Raw genomic sequence first — 18,608 nt, forward strand, 5'->3', positions numbered from 1 at the left:
TCACGTATTTAAACATTGAAAGCAATTATTTACGATCCAACTTCTCAATAATCATGAAAGCAGCAAGAGCAATAAAGCCTAATCCAATTAGTTCAAGAACGATGGAATCATTTTCACCTGTTTGTGGCAAAATTTTCTTACTCTTCTTAATGTTACTTTGTGATGAATTTGTCACTTTGTGAATGGCTCGCTTACTCTGCGGTTCAGAAATCATCTGATTAGAGGACTTCTTAGTAACCGCAACTTCTTTGTGACCATTTGGAGTAGGCGCAACTGAAGTACCACCATTGTTAGTTAGAAATCTTGGCTTAGCAGCCGGCATCTTTGGTGTCTCTGGAACGTTCTGCCCATTATTACTTGGAACAATGGAAAATCCACCATTATTTGACGGTTGCTTTGGTGTTACAGGTTGCTTAGGGGCAACGGGAGTATCTCCATTGCTGCTACCACCGTTGTGGTTTTGTGTAATTGGATTATCTGCCTCATTCACCACTGCATGTTGATTATTAGCTTGTGCATTTTGCTTCTGGTAAGCATTTGCAGCTTGATCTTGTTCAGTTTTTACTTGATTAGTTTGGTTAGTCATTTGATCAGATTTCATTTGATTTGTGTCATTTTGGTTTGATTTAGTAGTCATATCCAACTTACTTTGACCTTCCGCTTAAAATGATGTTTATATATTCACAATTAACATTGTAAACATGATGATAACGGCATTCAACCCCTGAATATTATTCACAAATCGTATAAATCATACTAATAAAGATGTTTTCTAAAGTAAGAATTAGTATGTTAAAGGACTGGAAAAAGTCTAGTTTCACATGACTATTATCGAATTCCCGATATTGGAATTTCAATCTAAAAAAACTAATCATTTTATATCCTAATTTCGCGGCGATTAGACTTGATATGTTAAAAGAGCGGTTCTAAATTAATTAAGTCTAGTAGCATGTGCTTTACTCTATTGCCCGCAATTGACTTATTCTCAACCGTTCCCCACCCATTTTAAGTAAGTAAAATTCACAAAATATTTTTTCAAAAATTTTTTATTTTCACGAAAATCAGCACAAAAAAAGACCAACATCGACTTATTCGACATTGGTCATTTTAGATGATTTTATTCAATTTAACTGTTTATTGCGACTTTTTCCGTCTTTTGAACCACTGACCTAATCCAAGCATTCCAGCAAGAGCCAATAGGAATCCTCCGATTGCGACTAAAATAGAGTGACTTCTTTCGCCAGTCTGTGGAAACTGATTCTTTTTACCAGTTTTAGTCTGGTTGGAATTTACAACCGTTCCCTTTGGTCTTTGCTGTTGCGTTGATTCAGTGGGAACCCTTGGAGTACTTTTACTGGACTGCTGTTTATTAGTAGACGATTCCTTTGACGTCTTGGAATTTTCCGTCGGTTTCATACCTTGGGAAGAATTGGAATTGGAATTTGCTTCAGGCGTCATATCCTGATTGTTTCCATTCTCGTTAGTAGTGGACCCATTATCATTAGAGTTATTATTCTCACCTGAATTTGATTCATTACCACCGTTACCACCATTTTGATGGTCAGGGGTCGATGGATGTGATCCATTTTCATTGGGTGTTGGTTTAGTTGCTTCGGGTTCATTTTTAGAGTACACAACGTTCTCAGTGTCATCCTCATTAGGTACCAAAGTGCCACTTACCCGTTGCTTATCAGGTGTCATGTTGGCGATTGTCGGTGACATGATCTCATAGTAATCACTGGTACTAGTCCAATCGTTCCACTCGATCTTCCCCGTTCTTAAATCTTTGGTTCCGGTTCGGGTGAAGTGAGCGGTTACTGTCTTACTTGGAGCGACTTCTTTGCCGTCAGAATCAACATAATGGATCGTTTTCTGACCGGTCGTTTGATCAGAAATCTGCTCCATGTTGTTTGAATAAACCACGTCTTCGGTCTCATTTTCATCGGGCGTCAATGTCCCACTTACCTGCTGCTTATCCGGAGTCATGTTATCAACTACTGGAACAGTAATCTCATAGTGGTTGTCATTACTGGTCCAATCATTCCATGTGACGTTACCAGTGCGCATGTTCTTGGTCCCAGTCCGCGTAAAGTGGGCAATTATCGTCTTACTTGGAGCGACTTTATTGCCGTCAGAATCAACATAATTAATGGTCTTCTGACCAGTTGTTTGATCAGAAACCTGTGCCGTATTATCGGTATAAACCACGTTTTCCGAATCATTTTCGTTCATTGTGATCGTTCCGCTAACCCGACTCTTATCGGGAGTCATGTTGTCAATTACTGGAGAGGTAACGTCGTAATGCGTATCATCACTAGTCCAATCACCCCAGGTAATGTTCCCCGTCTTAACGTCTCTAGTACCAGTTCGCGTGAAATGAGCCGTTATCGTTTTACTTGAGGCAACCTTATTGCCATTCCGATCAACGTAACGAATCTTCTTTTGACCAGTTGCTTCATCAGTGACCTGCTCCGTGTTATTGGAATAAACAACGGTCACCGAATTATCTTCATCTGGAAGAACATTGCCACTAACATGGATCATATTTGGCGTCATATCGGCAACGGTGGGAGAAGTAATGTTATAACCACTATCATCGCTATCCCAGCCACCCCAAGTTACATCGTTCGTTAGGGGATCCCTTTTACCGGTTCGTGTGAAATCAGCCTTAATCTCCTTATCAGGCGCCACTTCCTTGCCATTTTGATCAACATAATGAATGGTAGTGGTACCTGTTGTTGAATCAGTCACATCCTGGCTGACATAAACCGTCACACTAATTGACTTATAACTCGTCAGTCCAAGGGAGTTGGTCGTCTGATATGTCACGGTATAAGTCCCGGCTTGATGATTAATAATCGCACTCCTTAGAGCGGCATCGTCAGAGATCTTAATTGCGTCCTTGTTAGTTCCGTCCTGCACATCACTAACGCTCGTTCCATCTAATAAATAATGATCGAGGTTATTAATATCAAAGGTGTCGGCATTCAAGGACTTATCACTGGCCGTAATGGTCGGAAAGAAACCGTGTTCATTGTTAACTTGATAAGCAAGGTTCATATCAATACTGTTGTTTGAACGAGTCCCCTGATCGTCATGGTAACCAAAATTAACCGCATACTTGCCACTGACGTCGGGTGCGACGAAGTTACCCGTGAATTGGAGGTACTGGATCCCAACTCCATTCGGAAATATCAATGATAATCGTGCTTCATTGTAATTGATTTGATCCATTTGCACCTGAATATCAGGTAAAACTTGTTTCAACTGGTCTAACGTAATCCATTGACCAGCGTAATTACCAGCCCATGATACTGAGTATGGCAAGCCAGCACGTGGGATGCCGAAACGCAAACCATTTAGATCAAAAGAAGCTCCATTTCCCTTGATGTCGACGGTCCAGGTTCTGTTAGTCAAATTATTGAGGTTCCCATCTGGATCATCATTTGGATACAAAACATTGGTAAAGCTAGGACGATCACCCCGTGTTGGATCAAACATTGAGGTCCCGTTACTTACCGCAATTGGGTTATTAGCGGTTGATCCATCATACGAAGTAACCCCGGCATACTCATTTCCACCTAATCCAGCTCTCAATCCAGGAGCCTGAACTCGGTTAGGCGATGGAATATTGGAGGAAGCCACGTAACCATAATAGAATTGATCTAGCGGATAAGTCGCGTTCCCCTGTTGAAATTCAGAGGAGAAATTAACTCCTACAAGTGGCACACTTGGATCAGCTTGAAACGGAACGTTCAAAGTAAAGGAGAACATCCCGGTTGTTAAACGAATCGTCTTATCAAAAACGTAGTAAGCCTGTCCATCATTAGCGTTCACCTCTAAGTGACCATAGTCAGTGCCACCGGTCATAGAAACCCGGTTCCAATTAATGACCTTCTTCATCAAAGCGTCACTACCAGCGTCTGCACTATTCGCAATGTTAAAGACGATCCGGTTACCAGGATTAATTGTGACGTCAGCATCATTAACCGAAACGTGATTGCTGATGACCATGGTCCCAAATTGGTTAAAATTGTTGCTAGATGGGGCACTAATTTGGTCACTGGTAATGGCTAATCCCTTAGGCAAGTTACTATTAGGCTCCTCACTGGCTAGTTTAGTATTGTTAGTTGCCTGTTTTTGTCCTTGATCTGGTTGGTCAGTAGACTGTTTTTGATCATTATTTTGATCAGATGAATCAGTCTGCTCCTTCGGCTTGTCCTGATCCGGTTGCGAGTTGACATCGGTTTGATGAATCGTTTGACCATCCTTTTTAGCCGTCTCGGGCTGCTTTTCATCAGATGCCTGTTGCTTTTGGGTATTCTGATTAGGACGATTTGCGTTATCTACCTGCGAATCGGTTGGTTGAGCTTGGTGATTTTCATCATTAGCTGATTGAGTTGATTGATGATTAGCTTGGTCGGATTGCGTGTTCTTATCCTTGGCTTGATCCGCACTTGAATTCTGAGTGGACGGTTGTTGGGTCTGATGATCTGATTGATCAGTTTGATTCTTTGGTTCCGCCTGCGATTCTGATTGTGATTTCGAAGTTGGTTGGGTTGCCTGATCAGCCGCTTTAGACGAATCATCTGATTGAGCCTGATCGTGATGATCAGTTTGACTAGCACTACTGGTTGCCGAAGCGTCTTCAGATTGACCCGTTGTCGAATCAGCCGACTTAGTTAGCGTCTTCTCAGTCGTTTCTTGGGTCTTTTCACCCGCTGTAGCGCTCGACGCATTCGATGGAACTGTCGTATCAGCGCTCGCCCCAATGGTTAATCCGCCAATGGTAAATGAGGTAACAATGGCTGCCACCATCCACTTCTTCCCGGCTTTATACATCTTAAAACGTTTCTTTGAATCCATGTACATAAAAATCCCCCTTTACTCTCACAATCATGCTTCTGATCTCCTAGTGAGGTTACATTATAAATTTAGTCATCTAACAATTCAATCATCTTAATTATATAAAAAGACAATTATAAAAATTAAGTTAGAAAGTTTAGTATATCATGATTTTACTTTAAACAATTTATTTTTTTATTAATAAATTATAAAAATGAGGCCAACACCCTACGTAGATGTTGACCTCTAACCTTATGAACCTCTCATATTTTTTGATCGCATACTCACTTGGTTTCTTTTCGGTCCTTAAACCATTTTCCTAATCCAACAAAGCCAAGCAGTGACAGCAACATTGTCCCAATAGTACTTAAGAAGTTATCGGAACTTTGGCCAGTTTGTGGCAACTGGGCCTTATTCTTACGGATAATCGGATTATTTTTTGCCGTCTTTTCTTCTCGGTTTGATTGGATCGTTGCTTTAAGGGGTGTCTGAGAAACATGCTTTTGTTGACGGACTTGATCAGGATGAACGATCCGTGACGTACGGGGTTCCGTAATTTTATTAACAAAACCTCCGTTGGATTTATCAAACTTTGGAGCAATTTGACTTCGTTTCTTACCACCAAAATTCGTGGAATGATCACTCTTATTTTTATTTGGAGTTGGATCATCATGATGATCGTTTTGACTTGGAACGGGGTCGCTACTATCACCATTAGTTGGATGAGCTAAAGTCGTTTTACTTTCTTCAGAATGATTCTTGGTATAAACCACGTCCTCTGAACTACTTTCGTCTGGCATCAACGTCCCACTAATCCGTTCTTTATCAGGCGTCATATTGTCGACTGCCGGCGAAGTAACATCATAGCTAGCATTCTCACTAGTCCAATCGTTCCACGTGATGTTATTGGTTAACAAATCCTTCGTTCCAGTACGAATGAAGTTGGTCGTTACGGTCTTACTTGGAGCAACTTTTTTACCATTATCATCGACGTAACGAATGACATTTTGACCGCCAACTTTATCGGTAATTTGCTTTGTATTATCGGTATAAACCACCTTTTCGGAGTCATTTTCATTTAAAGCGATCGTTCCACTAACATGTTGCTCGTTAGGCGTCATATTGTCGACTGCCGGCGAAGTCACATTATAATGGTTGTCATTATCAATCCAATTGTTCCACGTGATATTTCCACTTCTCATATCCTTTACACCAGTTCGATGAAAATTGGTAGTAATGGTTTTACTTGAGGCAACTTTCTTGCCATCGTGATCGACATAATTAATCGTCTTCTGACCAGTAGTTGCATCATTCACTGATTCAGTATTATCGGTATAGACCACGGTTTTCGAATCATCCTCATTAGGAAACAACGTCCCGCTAATTTGCTGACTCTTTGGTGTCATGTTATCAACTGATGGGGAGGTTACATTGTAGTAGTTATCACTACTACTCCAATCGTTCCAATTCGTATGGTTGGTTCTTAGATCTTTAATGCCAGTTCTGGTAAAGTTGGCCGTCATGGTCTTATTTGAGGCAACCTTCTTGCCATCGTGATCGACATAGTGAATCGTCTTCTGACCAGTAGTTGCATCATTCACTGGTTCAGTATTATCGGTATAGACCACGGTTCCCGAATCATCCTCATTAGGAGACAACGTCCCATTAACTTGCTGACTCTTTGGTGTCATGTTATCAACAGATGGTGAGGTAAAGTTATAGTGGTTATCATTACTACTCCAGTCATTCCAAGTGATATTTCCACTTCTCATATCCTTTATACCAGTTCGATGGAAATTGGTAGTAATTGTTTTACTTGGGGCAACTTCTTTACCGTCGCGATCGACATAATGAATCGTCTTCTGACCAGTCGTTTGATCATTCACTGGTTCAGTATTATCGGTATAGACCACGGTTTTCGAATCATCTTCATTCGGAGATAATGTCCCACTAATTTGCTGCTGGCTTGGTGTCATGTTATCAACTGACGGGGAGGTTGCATTGTAGTGATTACTATTCCATTTATTCCAGGTAATATCTCCGGTTCGTAGATCTTTAATACCTGTTCTGGTAAAGTCGGCCATCACGGTTTTACTTGGAGCAACCTTCTTGCCATCACCATCGACATAACGAATTACCTTTTGTCCAGTTGTTTCATCAGTGATCTGTTTCGTATTATCAGAATAAATCACGTTTTCTGAATTTCTCTCACCAGGAGTCAGCACACCACTTATACGTCGTTGACCAGGCGTCATGTTGTCAACAGTTGCTGAATTAATGTCATAACGATCATTATTACTGGTCCAATTGTTCCATGCAATGTCATCGGTTCGCAGATTCTTCGTTCCAGTACGAACGAAGTTGGCCGTTACAATTTTACTTGGAGCGATTTCATTGCCATTACCATCAATATAATGAATGGTCCTTTGAGCCGTGGCATGATCACTTACTGGTTCGGTATTATCGATATAAACCACATTATCAGTATCATTTTCATTCAATGTGATCGTTCCGCTAACGCCATCTTTACCAGATGCCATGCCATCAATGGCAGGCAAACTAACGTCATAGTGATTATCATTACTAGTCCAATTGTTCCACATAATTTCGTTAAGTAAGAGATCTTTAAGGCCAGTTCGAGTAAAATCGGCCGTTACGGTCTTACTTGGAGCAATTTCCTTACCGTTCCTATCAACGTAATAAATTTTCCTTTGGCCCCGACCTTCATCGGTTACCAATTTCGTCATGCCAGAATAAACAACCGTCTCGAAATTATGTTCGTTCGCCACGACATCCCCACTAACATGAATCTTATTGGGAGTCATAAACTTCACAGTCGGAGGAATGATGTCATAGCCACTATCATCACTATCCCAGTCATCCCAAGTAACATTGTTTGTTAAAGGATCTCTTTTACCTGTCCGCGTGAAATGGGCGTTAATGACCTTGTCAGGAGCAACCTGGTTACAATTATTATTATTGTAATGGATGGTGGTAGTCCCCGTCGTTGAATCCGTGACATTCTGACTGACGGCAACCGTCACACTAACCGTCTGATAACTTGCTAGGCCAAGCGAATTGGTCGTTTCGTATGTCACGTTATAAACCCCAGCCTGATGTTCAATCAGCGCATTTCTTAAGTCTGAGTCATCAGAAATTTTCAGCTTATCATTATTAGTACCATCCTGAACATTCACACCATCTAACAAGTAACGATTTAAATTATTAACGTCAAAGGTGTCGGCATTAAGGGATTTGTCACTGGCCGCAACGGACGGGAAAAAGCCATGTTGCTTATTAGTTCGATAGGAAAGCGTCATGGGAATATTGTTGAAATGAGTTCCCTGATCATCGTGGTAGCCAAAGTTGACTGAATAAGTGCCACCAACGTCTGGGGCAACTAAATTACCCGTGAATTGTAGATCCTGGATTCCAACATCATTGGGAAAGATGAGCGCTAACCGTGCGTTATCTGAACTAATTTGCTTCATTTGAACCTGCATACCAGGTAAAACTTGTCTCAACTGACCTAACGTAATCCATTGACCAGCGTACTTTCCAGCCCATGCTACTGATGAGGGAAGGTTGGCTTGTGGAATTCCAAACCGTAAACCATTTAGGTCAAAGGAAGCCTTATTCCCTTTAACATCAACGGTCCACGTTCTGCCAGTTAGATTATTGAGATTACTATCTGGATCAGTATTAGGATACAAAACGTTGGTAAAACTGGGATGGTCACCCTTGTTTGGATCAAAGATCGAATGCGCATGATCGGAACCTGCAACCGGATTATTCGCATTGGGCCCGTCATATGTTGAGACGCCCGCATAGTCGCCACTTCCATCTTGTCCGGCTCTCAAACCAGGAGCTTGAGCTTGGTTTGGCGCTGATAGATTGGAAGAAGCCGTGTAACCATAGGAAAAATTACCTAGTTGATAAGTCGCGTTGCCCTGCTGAAAGTCAGAGGAATAGTTAGTATCAACACGTGGCACACTTGAGTCAGCTTGAAATGGCACGTTTAAAGTAAATTCAAATCCGCTTGTTGCGAGCTGAACGGTTTTATCAAAAACATAAAAGACCTGACCGGTATCGCCATTGACTTCTAAATGGCCATAGTCAGTACCACCCGTCATGGCAACTCGATTCCAATTAATGACCTTCTTCATCATGCCATTACCATTGGAATCGGCATCATGAGCGATGTTAAACCTGATTTTGTCACCCGGATTAATGGTGGCGTTTGCGTCTGTGACCGAAACGTTATTACTAATATCTAAATTGCCAAATTGATTAAAGTTGTTGTTCGATGGAGCACTAACTTGATTACTGGTAATCTTTATTCCACTTGGCAAATTACTATTGGTATTTTCACTGGTTAATTGGGTATTATTTTTTTGCCCAGAAACTGGTTGATTAGTGGCCGGCTGGGGATCAGATTTAACTGATTTATCCTGGGTTTTCCTTTTCGGTTGATCATTTTGAGAAGCAGTCTTATCATCAGAGTTGCTCTGGTTAGTTTGTGGGACCTGACCTTGTTTTTGCTTTGGATTAACCTTACTAGAGTCACTCTGATCAGATGATTGCTTGTCTTCCTGATTGGACTGATGATTAGAACCATTAGTATTATTTTCATCTTTTACTGAATCATTTTTTTGTCCAACATTTGCTTCTTGACCTGCTTTAGTTTGACTGGATTGATCGTTACTCTGCTTTTGATCTGGCTGCGATTTCGATGCCGGTTGGTTCGATTGATCATCACCTTGGTTCTGTGATTTCGCACCTGGTGATTGATCGCCCGGCTTTGAAGTATCCCGCTTCGTCGTTTGATTGGAATTGCCTGACGACGTAACATTATGAGATTGATCGTCTTCCGCATCGGCATTCTTCGTAGAAGCCGTATATGTAGTTTGTTGCGACTGTTCACTTGTTGACACGTCGGATGAGGAATTGGACGAAACCATCGTATCCGCATTAGCCCCAATGGTTAGTCCACCAACGGCAAATGCAGTGACAATGGCCGCTACCATCCACTTCTTTCCGGCTTTATACATCTTAAAATGTTTTTTTGAATCCACGTACATAAAATTCCCCCTAATATCAAAATTAAAGTTACACAATTAAACATAATTCATACCCGTAAAGCGGGTTTATTGTAAAGGGAACAATATAATAATTCAAACATTTTAAGTAATTATCCCAATAAAAAAGTCCTCTAATTTAGAGGACTTTTTTATATTAAGATTTCACTAATTCACCAGACACAATCAAACGGCGCGTCTCACCAGGATTGCCAGAAGCACACGTCACTAGTGTGATTTCTTTTTGGTTACCATTATCATTAATCACCGAAATGTCATTTTCCGAGACAATTTTCTTACTGGTAATTTTATAGGTGTATTTCTTACTAGGATTCGAGAGGTAGATCTTCTGCCCCACCTTTGCTCGCGACAACGGCGAAAACAGCACGTCAGGGTTCTTCATGTGATGGCCAGCTAAGACGTAGTTTTTCTCGCCCATCTTCTCATCCATCTTCATCGTGCCAGCTCCAATCGTCAGGTCATCGTCGTTTAGACCCTTAAAGATCGGCAAATCCACCTTGAGATCGGGGATCTTAATCCGACCAATCGCTGGGGACTGCTTGGCTTTCGTACTCTTCATGATGGCGTTCTCGTCGACCGCCTTCACGTTACTGAAGTTGTAATCACCCTTACGCTGATTGCCACGTTTCGCTTCCTGCTTAGTAATACTACTAGCCTTCTGTCCTCCTTGGTATCCAACCCACCACGACGTAATCTGTGAGTTAAAAACCAGTCCCAGTCCGACCACTACTAGGATCACAATGAGAAGGTTTCCCAAAAATTTCTTCATTTTCCTACCGCCATTTCATAAACGTATTCCACTACTCCATGCGTTTATTCTACCCTATTTTTGTTTTAAAATTAAAGTTTTGAACTGGCTTTGATAATTCTTATCATATTCTCAGTGGTGCGTTCAATATTTTCAGGTCCCCGTTCGAGTGCTTCCGCCATGGGTGTTACCCCACTTAGGATGTCGATAACGGTGGAAATGCCGGCGTCATAGAGATCGCCAATCCCATCACCAATGTGGGCTGTCTCGACAAAGACTGGCTTGTGGTGCTTCTTTCCGAGCTTAGCCACGCCAAAGGGCACCTTGCCGAACTTCGTCTGTGAATCAATGCTGCCCTCACCGGTAAATACGCAGTCGGCCTGTTTAATTTTTTCTTCCAGTCCAACGGCTTCTTCAACAATCTCAATACCAGGACGAAGTTTAGCCTTGGTAAATACCAGCAAACCAGCGCCAACACCACCAGCGGCTCCACTGCCAGGAATATTGGTCACGTCGACACCTAACTTATCATAAATAACGTGGGCGTAACTTCGCAAATTATCATCTAACTGAACCACCTGACTCGAGTTAGCGCCCTTTTGTGGGCCAAAGACGGGTGCGGCTCCGTTTTTTCCAACCAACGGATTGGTGACGTCAGAAGCCACCACAAATTCAGTCTCAGAAATTCGGTGATCAAGACCGGCAACGGAGATATCGGAAATTCGACCAATCGACGATCCGTTTGGAATGATAACCTTTCCGTTTTCATCCATGAACCTGACCCCAAGGGCCATCGCCATGCCCGCACCACCATCAACGGTGGCACTTCCGCCAATACCGATGATGATCTTTTGGGCACCAAAATCAAGGGCCGCCCGAATCAGTTCACCAGTACCTAGCGTGGTGGTCACCATCGGATTGCGGCGGTTTTCCGGAATAAGTTCCAGTCCACTAGCCTTCGCCATTTCAATCACCGCGGTCTTTCCGTCACCCAGCATCCCAAAAAACGATTCCACCTTTTGACCAGGAATCGGGCCATCGACCGTCACGTTAATCTTCTTTCCGTGGGTCGCATCGACCAGCGTGTCAACGGTCCCTTCACCACCGTCAGCCATCGGAACTTTATCAATGCGGGCATATGGATCCACGTTGGTAATTCCCGCCGCCATCGCATTTGTCACCTGCTTGGCGGTCATGCTGTCTTTAAATGAATCTGGTGCTAAAACAAACCGTAAACTCATACAATTCCTCCTTTCAAATTCGTTTCTTCAATAGTTAAATTATAACGCACAAAAAAAGCACTTCATATCAAATGAAGTGCTTTAATTAATTAACGTGGTAGTGATACTGCTTTTTAAAATTAGCACCGGTCACCACCGTCATCGTCTTTTTAGAATTATTATAAAGAACCGTCCACTGTGTTGGATCATCGTCCTTGTAGGGCATGTGCGGACCATCGTGCACGTCGTTTAACAGCTGAAGTCCCTGTTTCTCGGTCTCAATCCCGTGACTTTGATTCAAATAATCATTGGCCACGTTGTAGCGATCAAAGCCGATTCCATGATGATACTTACTTCCAGGCGTCTCATAAAAATTGGTCAAGACCTGGTGATTACCGGTCTGCGGAATGACTGACATCTTGTTATTCTCATACTCCACCACAGCGCTGTGACCCTTAGCATCGTTAAGTTGGAAGTGGTAACAGCCGTCCGCCGACGCGTGCATGTCGTACTTCTTCAGTAAGGCAATTGCCTGATTCGTGTCCTTCGCCTTATCTAAAATCATGCGAATGGCAACACTAGTGGTGATATCTGGTTTGCCAGTTTGTTGATTGGTAACCTTGTCTGGCACCCACAGGACGGCCGCACTAACCCCTTTTTCGTTAATACCGTCAAAGGGGATGTACGGTGCAGCTAGGGAAATCACCTTGTCAGAAAAATGATTCATGGCCTGCTTATCGAGTCCGAGAAACTTCAGGTCCACCATTGAAATACTCTTGTAGCCGTCTTTTGGTGCGGTCTTAACCACCATTGACGGGGAATACTCAAGGTCAAAGTTTCGGCCAAATAGATGTTGCCCGTTAGGCGTGGTGGCCGAAAAGGTCGTGCAGGCCACCTTCGGAATGTCAATCTTGAGTGGTAGTCCCCTTTAGTAACTGTTTCGACGCAAACTGAACCAGCTCCTGATCGTTGGACGCACCCTTTTTCAGCAATTTATCTAAGCCATAGTCGTTCTTGTACGTCATCTCGTACATTGGATATCCGTTAACCTCTTTGACGGAATTCAGCGTGGATAATTCGTCGTGAAACAGGAAAAATAGTCCCAGCACCACGACGACTAAGATGGCGATGACTCCGAGAATCACATATTTAATTGTCTTCTTCATTGATGTCGCTCCTTACGTGCTTTCAACACTAACAAAACGAAAGTGAAGTGCACGGCTCAAAGGCAATCTTTCCAACACATTGGTGCCATCACGCCATTTCACTTCAATAAAATCTGTGACGCAACCGCAACAATGTACCGCTATGTAAAAAAGCACTCCACATTTCGTGAAGTGCTTTTCGTAACCCGCAGGCTTATTTAGTCGCTGGTACCGGTGCTTGGTAGATCGGATACTTCTTAATCTCAACGTAACGGGCACAAACTGGCGTGTTGTACAAGTTCACCCCGTCCTTTTGAAACATTTCGAGCTTGGCAATGCGATCCATTGCGTTTTTCACAACTGCTTCCCCTAGTGTGCTGGAAGCGTAGCTCAACTTAATGGTTTTGACCTTGTTTTCGTCTGATTTAAAAACTAATTCTAAATTTCTCATCTTCATCCTCCTAATTATTCAGCGTCTAACGTGTCGGTGGAACTTAAGGTGGCTTTCTTAAATTTGGCACCGGATAGTTCTGCCAAAATCACACCAAACTGTTTGATTTGATCTTCTGAAACGTTTTGCACCAGGTTGTTGAAGGTGTGCTTGGCGTCAGCGTGACCGTCTTCTGCCAGTGTGTATGTTGCGCTTGTCTTCATCCAATTTCTTTTCATTTTTTCCATCCTCTAAAATTTATTTTGTTAAGGTAGTTGGCCAACCCCTTACACATACTAGAAACGAATCAGCCGGCAAATGTGTTACCCCAATCGATCTTTTTAATAATTCGTTTCCGCCATTGGTACAGGGTTTTGCGGGAAACATGGAGTTCGCTGGCAATCGACGTCATCGACTGTCCATTGTATAACCCGCCAATCATCTGACATTCGCGATCATCCAATTGAGCCAAAATTCCATCCAAGACGACCCGACTTTCAATGTTCTCATCATTTGTGGCAATGACGTCCACATCTTCACTAGTTTCCACATCAATGTGAGAATTCTGTCTCCGCTCCCTTCTCAATATATCCATGATGTGCCAGTAGACGCCTTGATAGATGAAGTTCAACCGACTCTTTTCGTCGTTACAATCTCCTGGATACCGGTCGTATGCGTCCACAAACGCCAATCGGCCCTCCGACACTAAATCCTGATACTGATCGCAAAATGGACGGATGCCCAAGCGTTTGAGCACCCCAAACACGATGACTTCGTGGTCACCTTCCATTAAGAACTGAAACGCGGTTTGCTTGTTTTTCATAAAATTGAATCTCCCTTAAGTAGTTTGATCCAAAGGCCTTTGTCACAAGTATCAGCATAAGGTCAGATGAAAAACGTTACCATGACGGAAAATGAGGGATTTTTGCCGTAAAAAAGACGTTAGCAAGAGCTAACGTCGTAATATTAAGCTAGAAAGTGGAAATGAATTTCCACTTTTTAGAATTTAGTTTAATAATAATAAATTTAATGTAGTGAATTATCTAACAAACAATGTTTATTTCCTAAAAAATAGCGCATACCATCAATAACTATTATTGCTTAAGAATGCTTCTGTAACACTATTTTACAATTATTCTTACCTAAATCATTTTCATCCCCACCTCATGTTAACTTACAAACAACTTAGTAGACTTTCACTGTAAATTCCTGCTATATTGATTGGCATAGGGAGGAGGATAACTATGAAATTAAATGAACTTCGAGACGCCCAATACGTTATCGACCTAGTCCTAATGTACCAAGACGCCTACATCAAGAAGCAAAGAAAAGAGAAACTATATTCATCTTTGCCAGTATGCGAACTCAATGATAGTGAAATCATCCGCTTAAATCCTTATAACGTCACACCCAACTTCAAAGATAAACGCTCCATTTGGGACTTTGCGCCCAAACACAGCCAACTTAATAAAACCGACGATGACTTTGAGGTCAAGACCGATCAGGTTAAAGACCGTGACCAAGCCAATCGTCTTGGATTTATCCGTAACGAATTCTTCAAACAGAAATGTTACAACGGGGTCAACACCATTGGTGACGAATTTTCCGGGAATATCACCACGGTGTGTGATGATGAGAGCCAATTTCATGATTTGATTGATGACCCCATAATGTTACTAGAGTACGCGATCATCTTTGTTCGCAACTTGAATCTTTCACGATTAGAGAACGCGATCGACGACAATGTCGCCTATCACGTTGAGCACTACGCACTTGGCAAAGTGTTTGAATTTGAGATTTTCTCAGATGATGATAATTTTAAAATCATTAGCTTACAATAATTAATTCTTGAAATGACATTTTAATTTCTCCAGACTAGCACCTAGGCATGGGTGCTAGTTTTTTATGCTCACAAAAATTGGGATGACTGGTAAAATAGGTAGTAAATCGAATTTTGGGAGAATGAAATTGAGGAAACGAACCATCAAAAATACATATGATGCTGTCATCATCTTACTGACCATCGTTTCAATCGTTTTAGTGATTCTCCAATTTATGAATAAGATTAATTTGGACGTTGAACCTTACGTTGCCATTGATGACGCCATTTGGATCATCTTTACCGTTGATTATTTTGGCGGATTATTTCTGGCCAAGAAGAAATGGCAATACGTCAAGACCCATCTGTTTGATCTTTTAGCGATCATTCCCTTTGGTTTTGGTCTTTCATTTTTCAAAATTTCCCGTGTAACCCGTCTAACTCGCATTTTCAGAATCTTCAGATCGGCTGGTGTCCTGGGTAAATTTAAAGAACGAATTGAAAAATTCCTTAAAACAAATGGTTTCATCTACCTCCTAATTATCTGTATCATCATAATTTTACTTGCCGCTGGCCTTTACTCAATCGTTGAAAATACCTCCCTCACTAATTCCATTTGGTGGGCCATTACAACCACAACGACCGTTGGCTATGGTGATATTAGCCCTAAAACTAAGATTGGTAAGGGAATCGCAATTATTTTGATGCTCGTTGGAGTTAGTTTTGTAGGAATGCTGACAAGTACTCTCACCACCTTCTTTTCTAAAGATTCTAATCAAGAAGCCATTTCAGAAGCTGACGAAATCCGTAAATTCAAGGGATTAATGGATGATCATATCATCACCGAGGAAGAGTTTGAGGAGAAAAAGAAGAAACTTCTAAAAAAATAGATAAACAAAAAAGTCACCCTCAAAGAGAGTGACTTTTTATTTATCCAATCTATTTAACACGATGCTTCAAATCACGCCATGCTAAGACAGCAGCGGACGCAATGAAGCCAAGTCCAATCAATTCTAAGAACGTAGAAGCTTTTTCACCAGTTTGTGGCAAAGTCTGCTTACCCTTCTTGGAATTTTCTTGGGCTGAACTCTGTGCTTTCCGAACCGTTTGGTGACTTTGTGACTTAGAAGCCACTTGGTTTTCAGAATGATCGGGTTTGGTAACGGGAGTTTCCTTTTGAGAACTCTTCTGACTAGTTACCGAAATCTGATGATCATTCGAAGTAGCTTGCTCACCGTTATTAGTTGATTTAGTGGCAGTTGAGTTACTGTCCCTGTTGATATTCTCACTGCCAGGTACTTCTGGTTTAGCAGCTGGCTTCTTTGGTGTCTCTGGAACGTTTTGAGCATGGTTTTCTGGAACCATGCTTCCATTGTCGCCAGTTGGTTGATTAGGAGCTACTGGTTGACTTGGAACTTCGGGTCTCCCACTTGGTTGGTTTGGTGAAACTTGGTTGCTACCGTTATCATTACCACCGTTGTGATTTGGTGTACTTGGGTGTTCCCCGTTTCCATGATCTCCACCATTGTTATCTGGAGTGGATGGATTGTTATTGCCGTTACCATTGTTACCAGGCCGATCAGGCTTGGAGCCGTCTTTAGCAAGCACCGTTACGGTCACAACTAAAGTGTCCCCATTTGAGGCCGTGATGGTAACCGGATATTGACCGGGAACCTGATTGTTAACTTTAGAAGTATCAATCTTAGTAATCGTAGCTTCGGTTCCATCTTCATTAGTGGCAGTGGCGGCGTAAGCAGCTGGATCAGTTGGCACCGGATCGCCAACGTTGATGGTGGCCCCACGTGCATTTAAGCTGGATTGGTTAGCTAGGACGGTTACCGGTACGAAAAAGGTCTTCCCGTTTGAAGCTGTAATGGCAGCCTGATATTGACCGGGAACCTGATTGTTGACATTTGAAGTGTCAATCTTAGTAATCGTAGCTTTGGTTCCATCCTCATTAGTGGCAGTGGCGCCGTAAGCAGCTGGATCGGTTGGCACATTGTCACCAACATAGATTGAGATTCCATGCGCTGTGATGTTAGCTTGATTGGCAATAACCGTTACAGTGACTGTCATACTCTGGCCATTTGCGGCCGTGATGGTAACTGGATATTGGCCTGGAATCTGATTGTTAACTTTCGAAGTATCAATCTTAGTAATTGCTGCCGCGCTTCCATCTGCGTTGGTAGCTGCCGCATTGTAAGCAGCAGCATTCGTTGGTACCTGATTGCCAGCATAAATGGTAATTCCTTGAGCATGGATTGAAGATTCATCTTGAATTGGATTTCCCCAAATCCAAGTTCCTGGATGAGCGTTTCCATCAGCTAACTCATTTGAAGGTAATGCATCTTTGTAAGGAATGACTTCCCCATTGGCATCAACTTGAACCCAACCAGCGTATTGTGATGGGACGTTTGGTAAATTGGTAGAAATACCTAAAATCGTATCTTTCCCTAATTTGAGTTCACTTAAGTTAGAGTCATTAGCAAGCATATTGGTTGTATCAGCTTTTCTAGTATTAAAACTAGAAAGATCTAGACTTTGTAATCTGTAACAATCAGCAAACATACTGTTCATCGCAGTTACATTACTAGTGTCCAGTTTGTTTAAACCGTCAATTCGACTTAAGAGACGGTCATTTTTAAATGCGTTGTAGAATCTGGTAACTTTGCTGGTATCAATGCCACCAAGGTTAACGTATTTAAGTTGTGTCCCGGTCTTGCCATCCAAACCGGCATCGGTATAAAACATGGCGTCCATATCGGTGACGTTACTGGTGTTCATACCCGTTAAATCAAGTGACTTTAGAGAATGATTATCTAAGAACATGTTAGTCATCTTGGTACAGTTTGAAGTATCAAGATTATATAAATTTTGGTAATCCTGTACGCTACTCCAGTAAGCAAAGAGACCATTGGCATCGTTAACTGAGACTTTCGAATTAAAGACCACGTGTTGAACTTGAGCGTGATTAGCTTCTAACCAGCTATCATAAGCAAATTCATTACCAAGGTTCCCGCCATCATTAAATGAGAGCGTTCCAGTTTGTTTATTGTAAATATAATTAGCTGTTCCCCAAGTCCCGTTAATTGTGTCATTAACAGCCTGTTTTACGTTGGTATGATTAGCCTTAAACTGAGATTGGACAACATTTGCTTCACGATTATCAGATAAATTAGTTTGATCGTCAGCTTTATTCTCCGTCTTCTGATCCGCTTTTTCTGGAGCAACTTTTGGTTGATCCTGCTCAGCCTTAACTGGGTTAGTCTGGTTCTTTTCATTTTGTTTGTCAGTATTTTGGT

At 42.0% G+C, this 18,608-nt stretch carries 13 protein-coding genes; 2 read left to right on the plus strand and 11 right to left on the minus strand.

Translation table 11 applies throughout. The features are described from left to right. Nucleotides 1-25: 25 nt before the first annotated feature. From AC6UD2_RS01940 to AC6UD2_RS01985, 10 genes are all read right to left on the minus strand, one after another. Nucleotides 26-637 (minus strand): LPXTG cell wall anchor domain-containing protein, encoded by a 612-nt coding sequence (locus AC6UD2_RS01940; protein ID WP_500697857.1) that lies wholly within the window; start codon nt 635-637, stop codon nt 26-28. Nucleotides 638-1,134: 497 nt separating this feature from the next. Beyond that, nucleotides 1,135-4,872: a mucin-binding protein gene (locus tag AC6UD2_RS01945; protein WP_500697858.1), complete on the minus strand. Its 3,738-nt coding sequence runs from the start codon at nt 4,870-4,872 to the stop codon at nt 1,135-1,137. A gap of 257 nt (nt 4,873-5,129) precedes the next feature. Further along, the gene (locus tag AC6UD2_RS01950; protein WP_500697859.1) at nt 5,130-9,926 is read right to left on the minus strand and encodes a mucin-binding protein; all 4,797 of its coding nucleotides are present in this window, start codon (nt 9,924-9,926) and stop codon (nt 5,130-5,132) included. Nucleotides 9,927-10,080: 154 nt separating this feature from the next. Then, the gene (locus tag AC6UD2_RS01955; protein WP_500697860.1) at nt 10,081-10,713 is read right to left on the minus strand and encodes a class A sortase; all 633 of its coding nucleotides are present in this window, start codon (nt 10,711-10,713) and stop codon (nt 10,081-10,083) included. Nucleotides 10,714-10,784: 71 nt separating this feature from the next. After that, complete coding sequence (locus AC6UD2_RS01960) at nt 10,785-11,933, minus strand: glycerate kinase (RefSeq protein WP_500697861.1); 1,149 nt, start codon at nt 11,931-11,933, stop codon at nt 10,785-10,787. A gap of 85 nt (nt 11,934-12,018) precedes the next feature. Beyond that, the gene (locus AC6UD2_RS01965) at nt 12,019-12,807 is read right to left on the minus strand and encodes a linear amide C-N hydrolase (protein ID WP_500697862.1); all 789 of its coding nucleotides are present in this window, start codon (nt 12,805-12,807) and stop codon (nt 12,019-12,021) included. Nucleotides 12,808-12,817: 10 nt separating this feature from the next. Then, nucleotides 12,818-13,078, minus strand: coding sequence for a hypothetical protein (locus AC6UD2_RS01970; RefSeq protein ID WP_500697863.1), 261 nt, complete (start codon nt 13,076-13,078; stop codon nt 12,818-12,820). Between the two features lie 193 nt (nt 13,079-13,271). Continuing rightward, complete coding sequence (locus AC6UD2_RS01975; RefSeq protein ID WP_500697864.1) at nt 13,272-13,508, minus strand: DUF2922 domain-containing protein; 237 nt, start codon at nt 13,506-13,508, stop codon at nt 13,272-13,274. 14 nt (nt 13,509-13,522) lie between these two features. After that, the gene (locus AC6UD2_RS01980; protein ID WP_500697865.1) at nt 13,523-13,726 is read right to left on the minus strand and encodes a DUF1659 domain-containing protein; all 204 of its coding nucleotides are present in this window, start codon (nt 13,724-13,726) and stop codon (nt 13,523-13,525) included. 68 nt (nt 13,727-13,794) lie between these two features. Beyond that, a complete protein-coding gene (locus AC6UD2_RS01985) occupies nt 13,795-14,310 on the minus strand; it encodes a sigma-70 family RNA polymerase sigma factor (protein ID WP_500697866.1) in 516 nt (171 codons plus the stop codon). Between the two features lie 421 nt (nt 14,311-14,731). Between AC6UD2_RS01985 and AC6UD2_RS01990 the strand changes: the two genes are divergently transcribed. Then, nucleotides 14,732-15,328: a hypothetical protein gene (locus AC6UD2_RS01990; protein WP_010022270.1), complete on the plus strand. Its 597-nt coding sequence runs from the start codon at nt 14,732-14,734 to the stop codon at nt 15,326-15,328. Between the two features lie 121 nt (nt 15,329-15,449). Next, nucleotides 15,450-16,196, plus strand: a complete 747-nt coding sequence (locus tag AC6UD2_RS01995) for a potassium channel family protein (protein WP_500697867.1) — start codon at nt 15,450-15,452, stop codon at nt 16,194-16,196. Nucleotides 16,197-16,245: 49 nt separating this feature from the next. Here the strand turns inward: AC6UD2_RS01995 and AC6UD2_RS02000 are convergent, their stop codons facing one another. Next, nucleotides 16,246-18,258: a BspA family leucine-rich repeat surface protein gene (locus AC6UD2_RS02000; protein ID WP_500697868.1), complete on the minus strand. Its 2,013-nt coding sequence runs from the start codon at nt 18,256-18,258 to the stop codon at nt 16,246-16,248. Between the last annotated feature and the right edge of the window lie 350 nt (nt 18,259-18,608).

This window comes from Fructilactobacillus sp. X2R5C2, assembly GCF_059901375.1.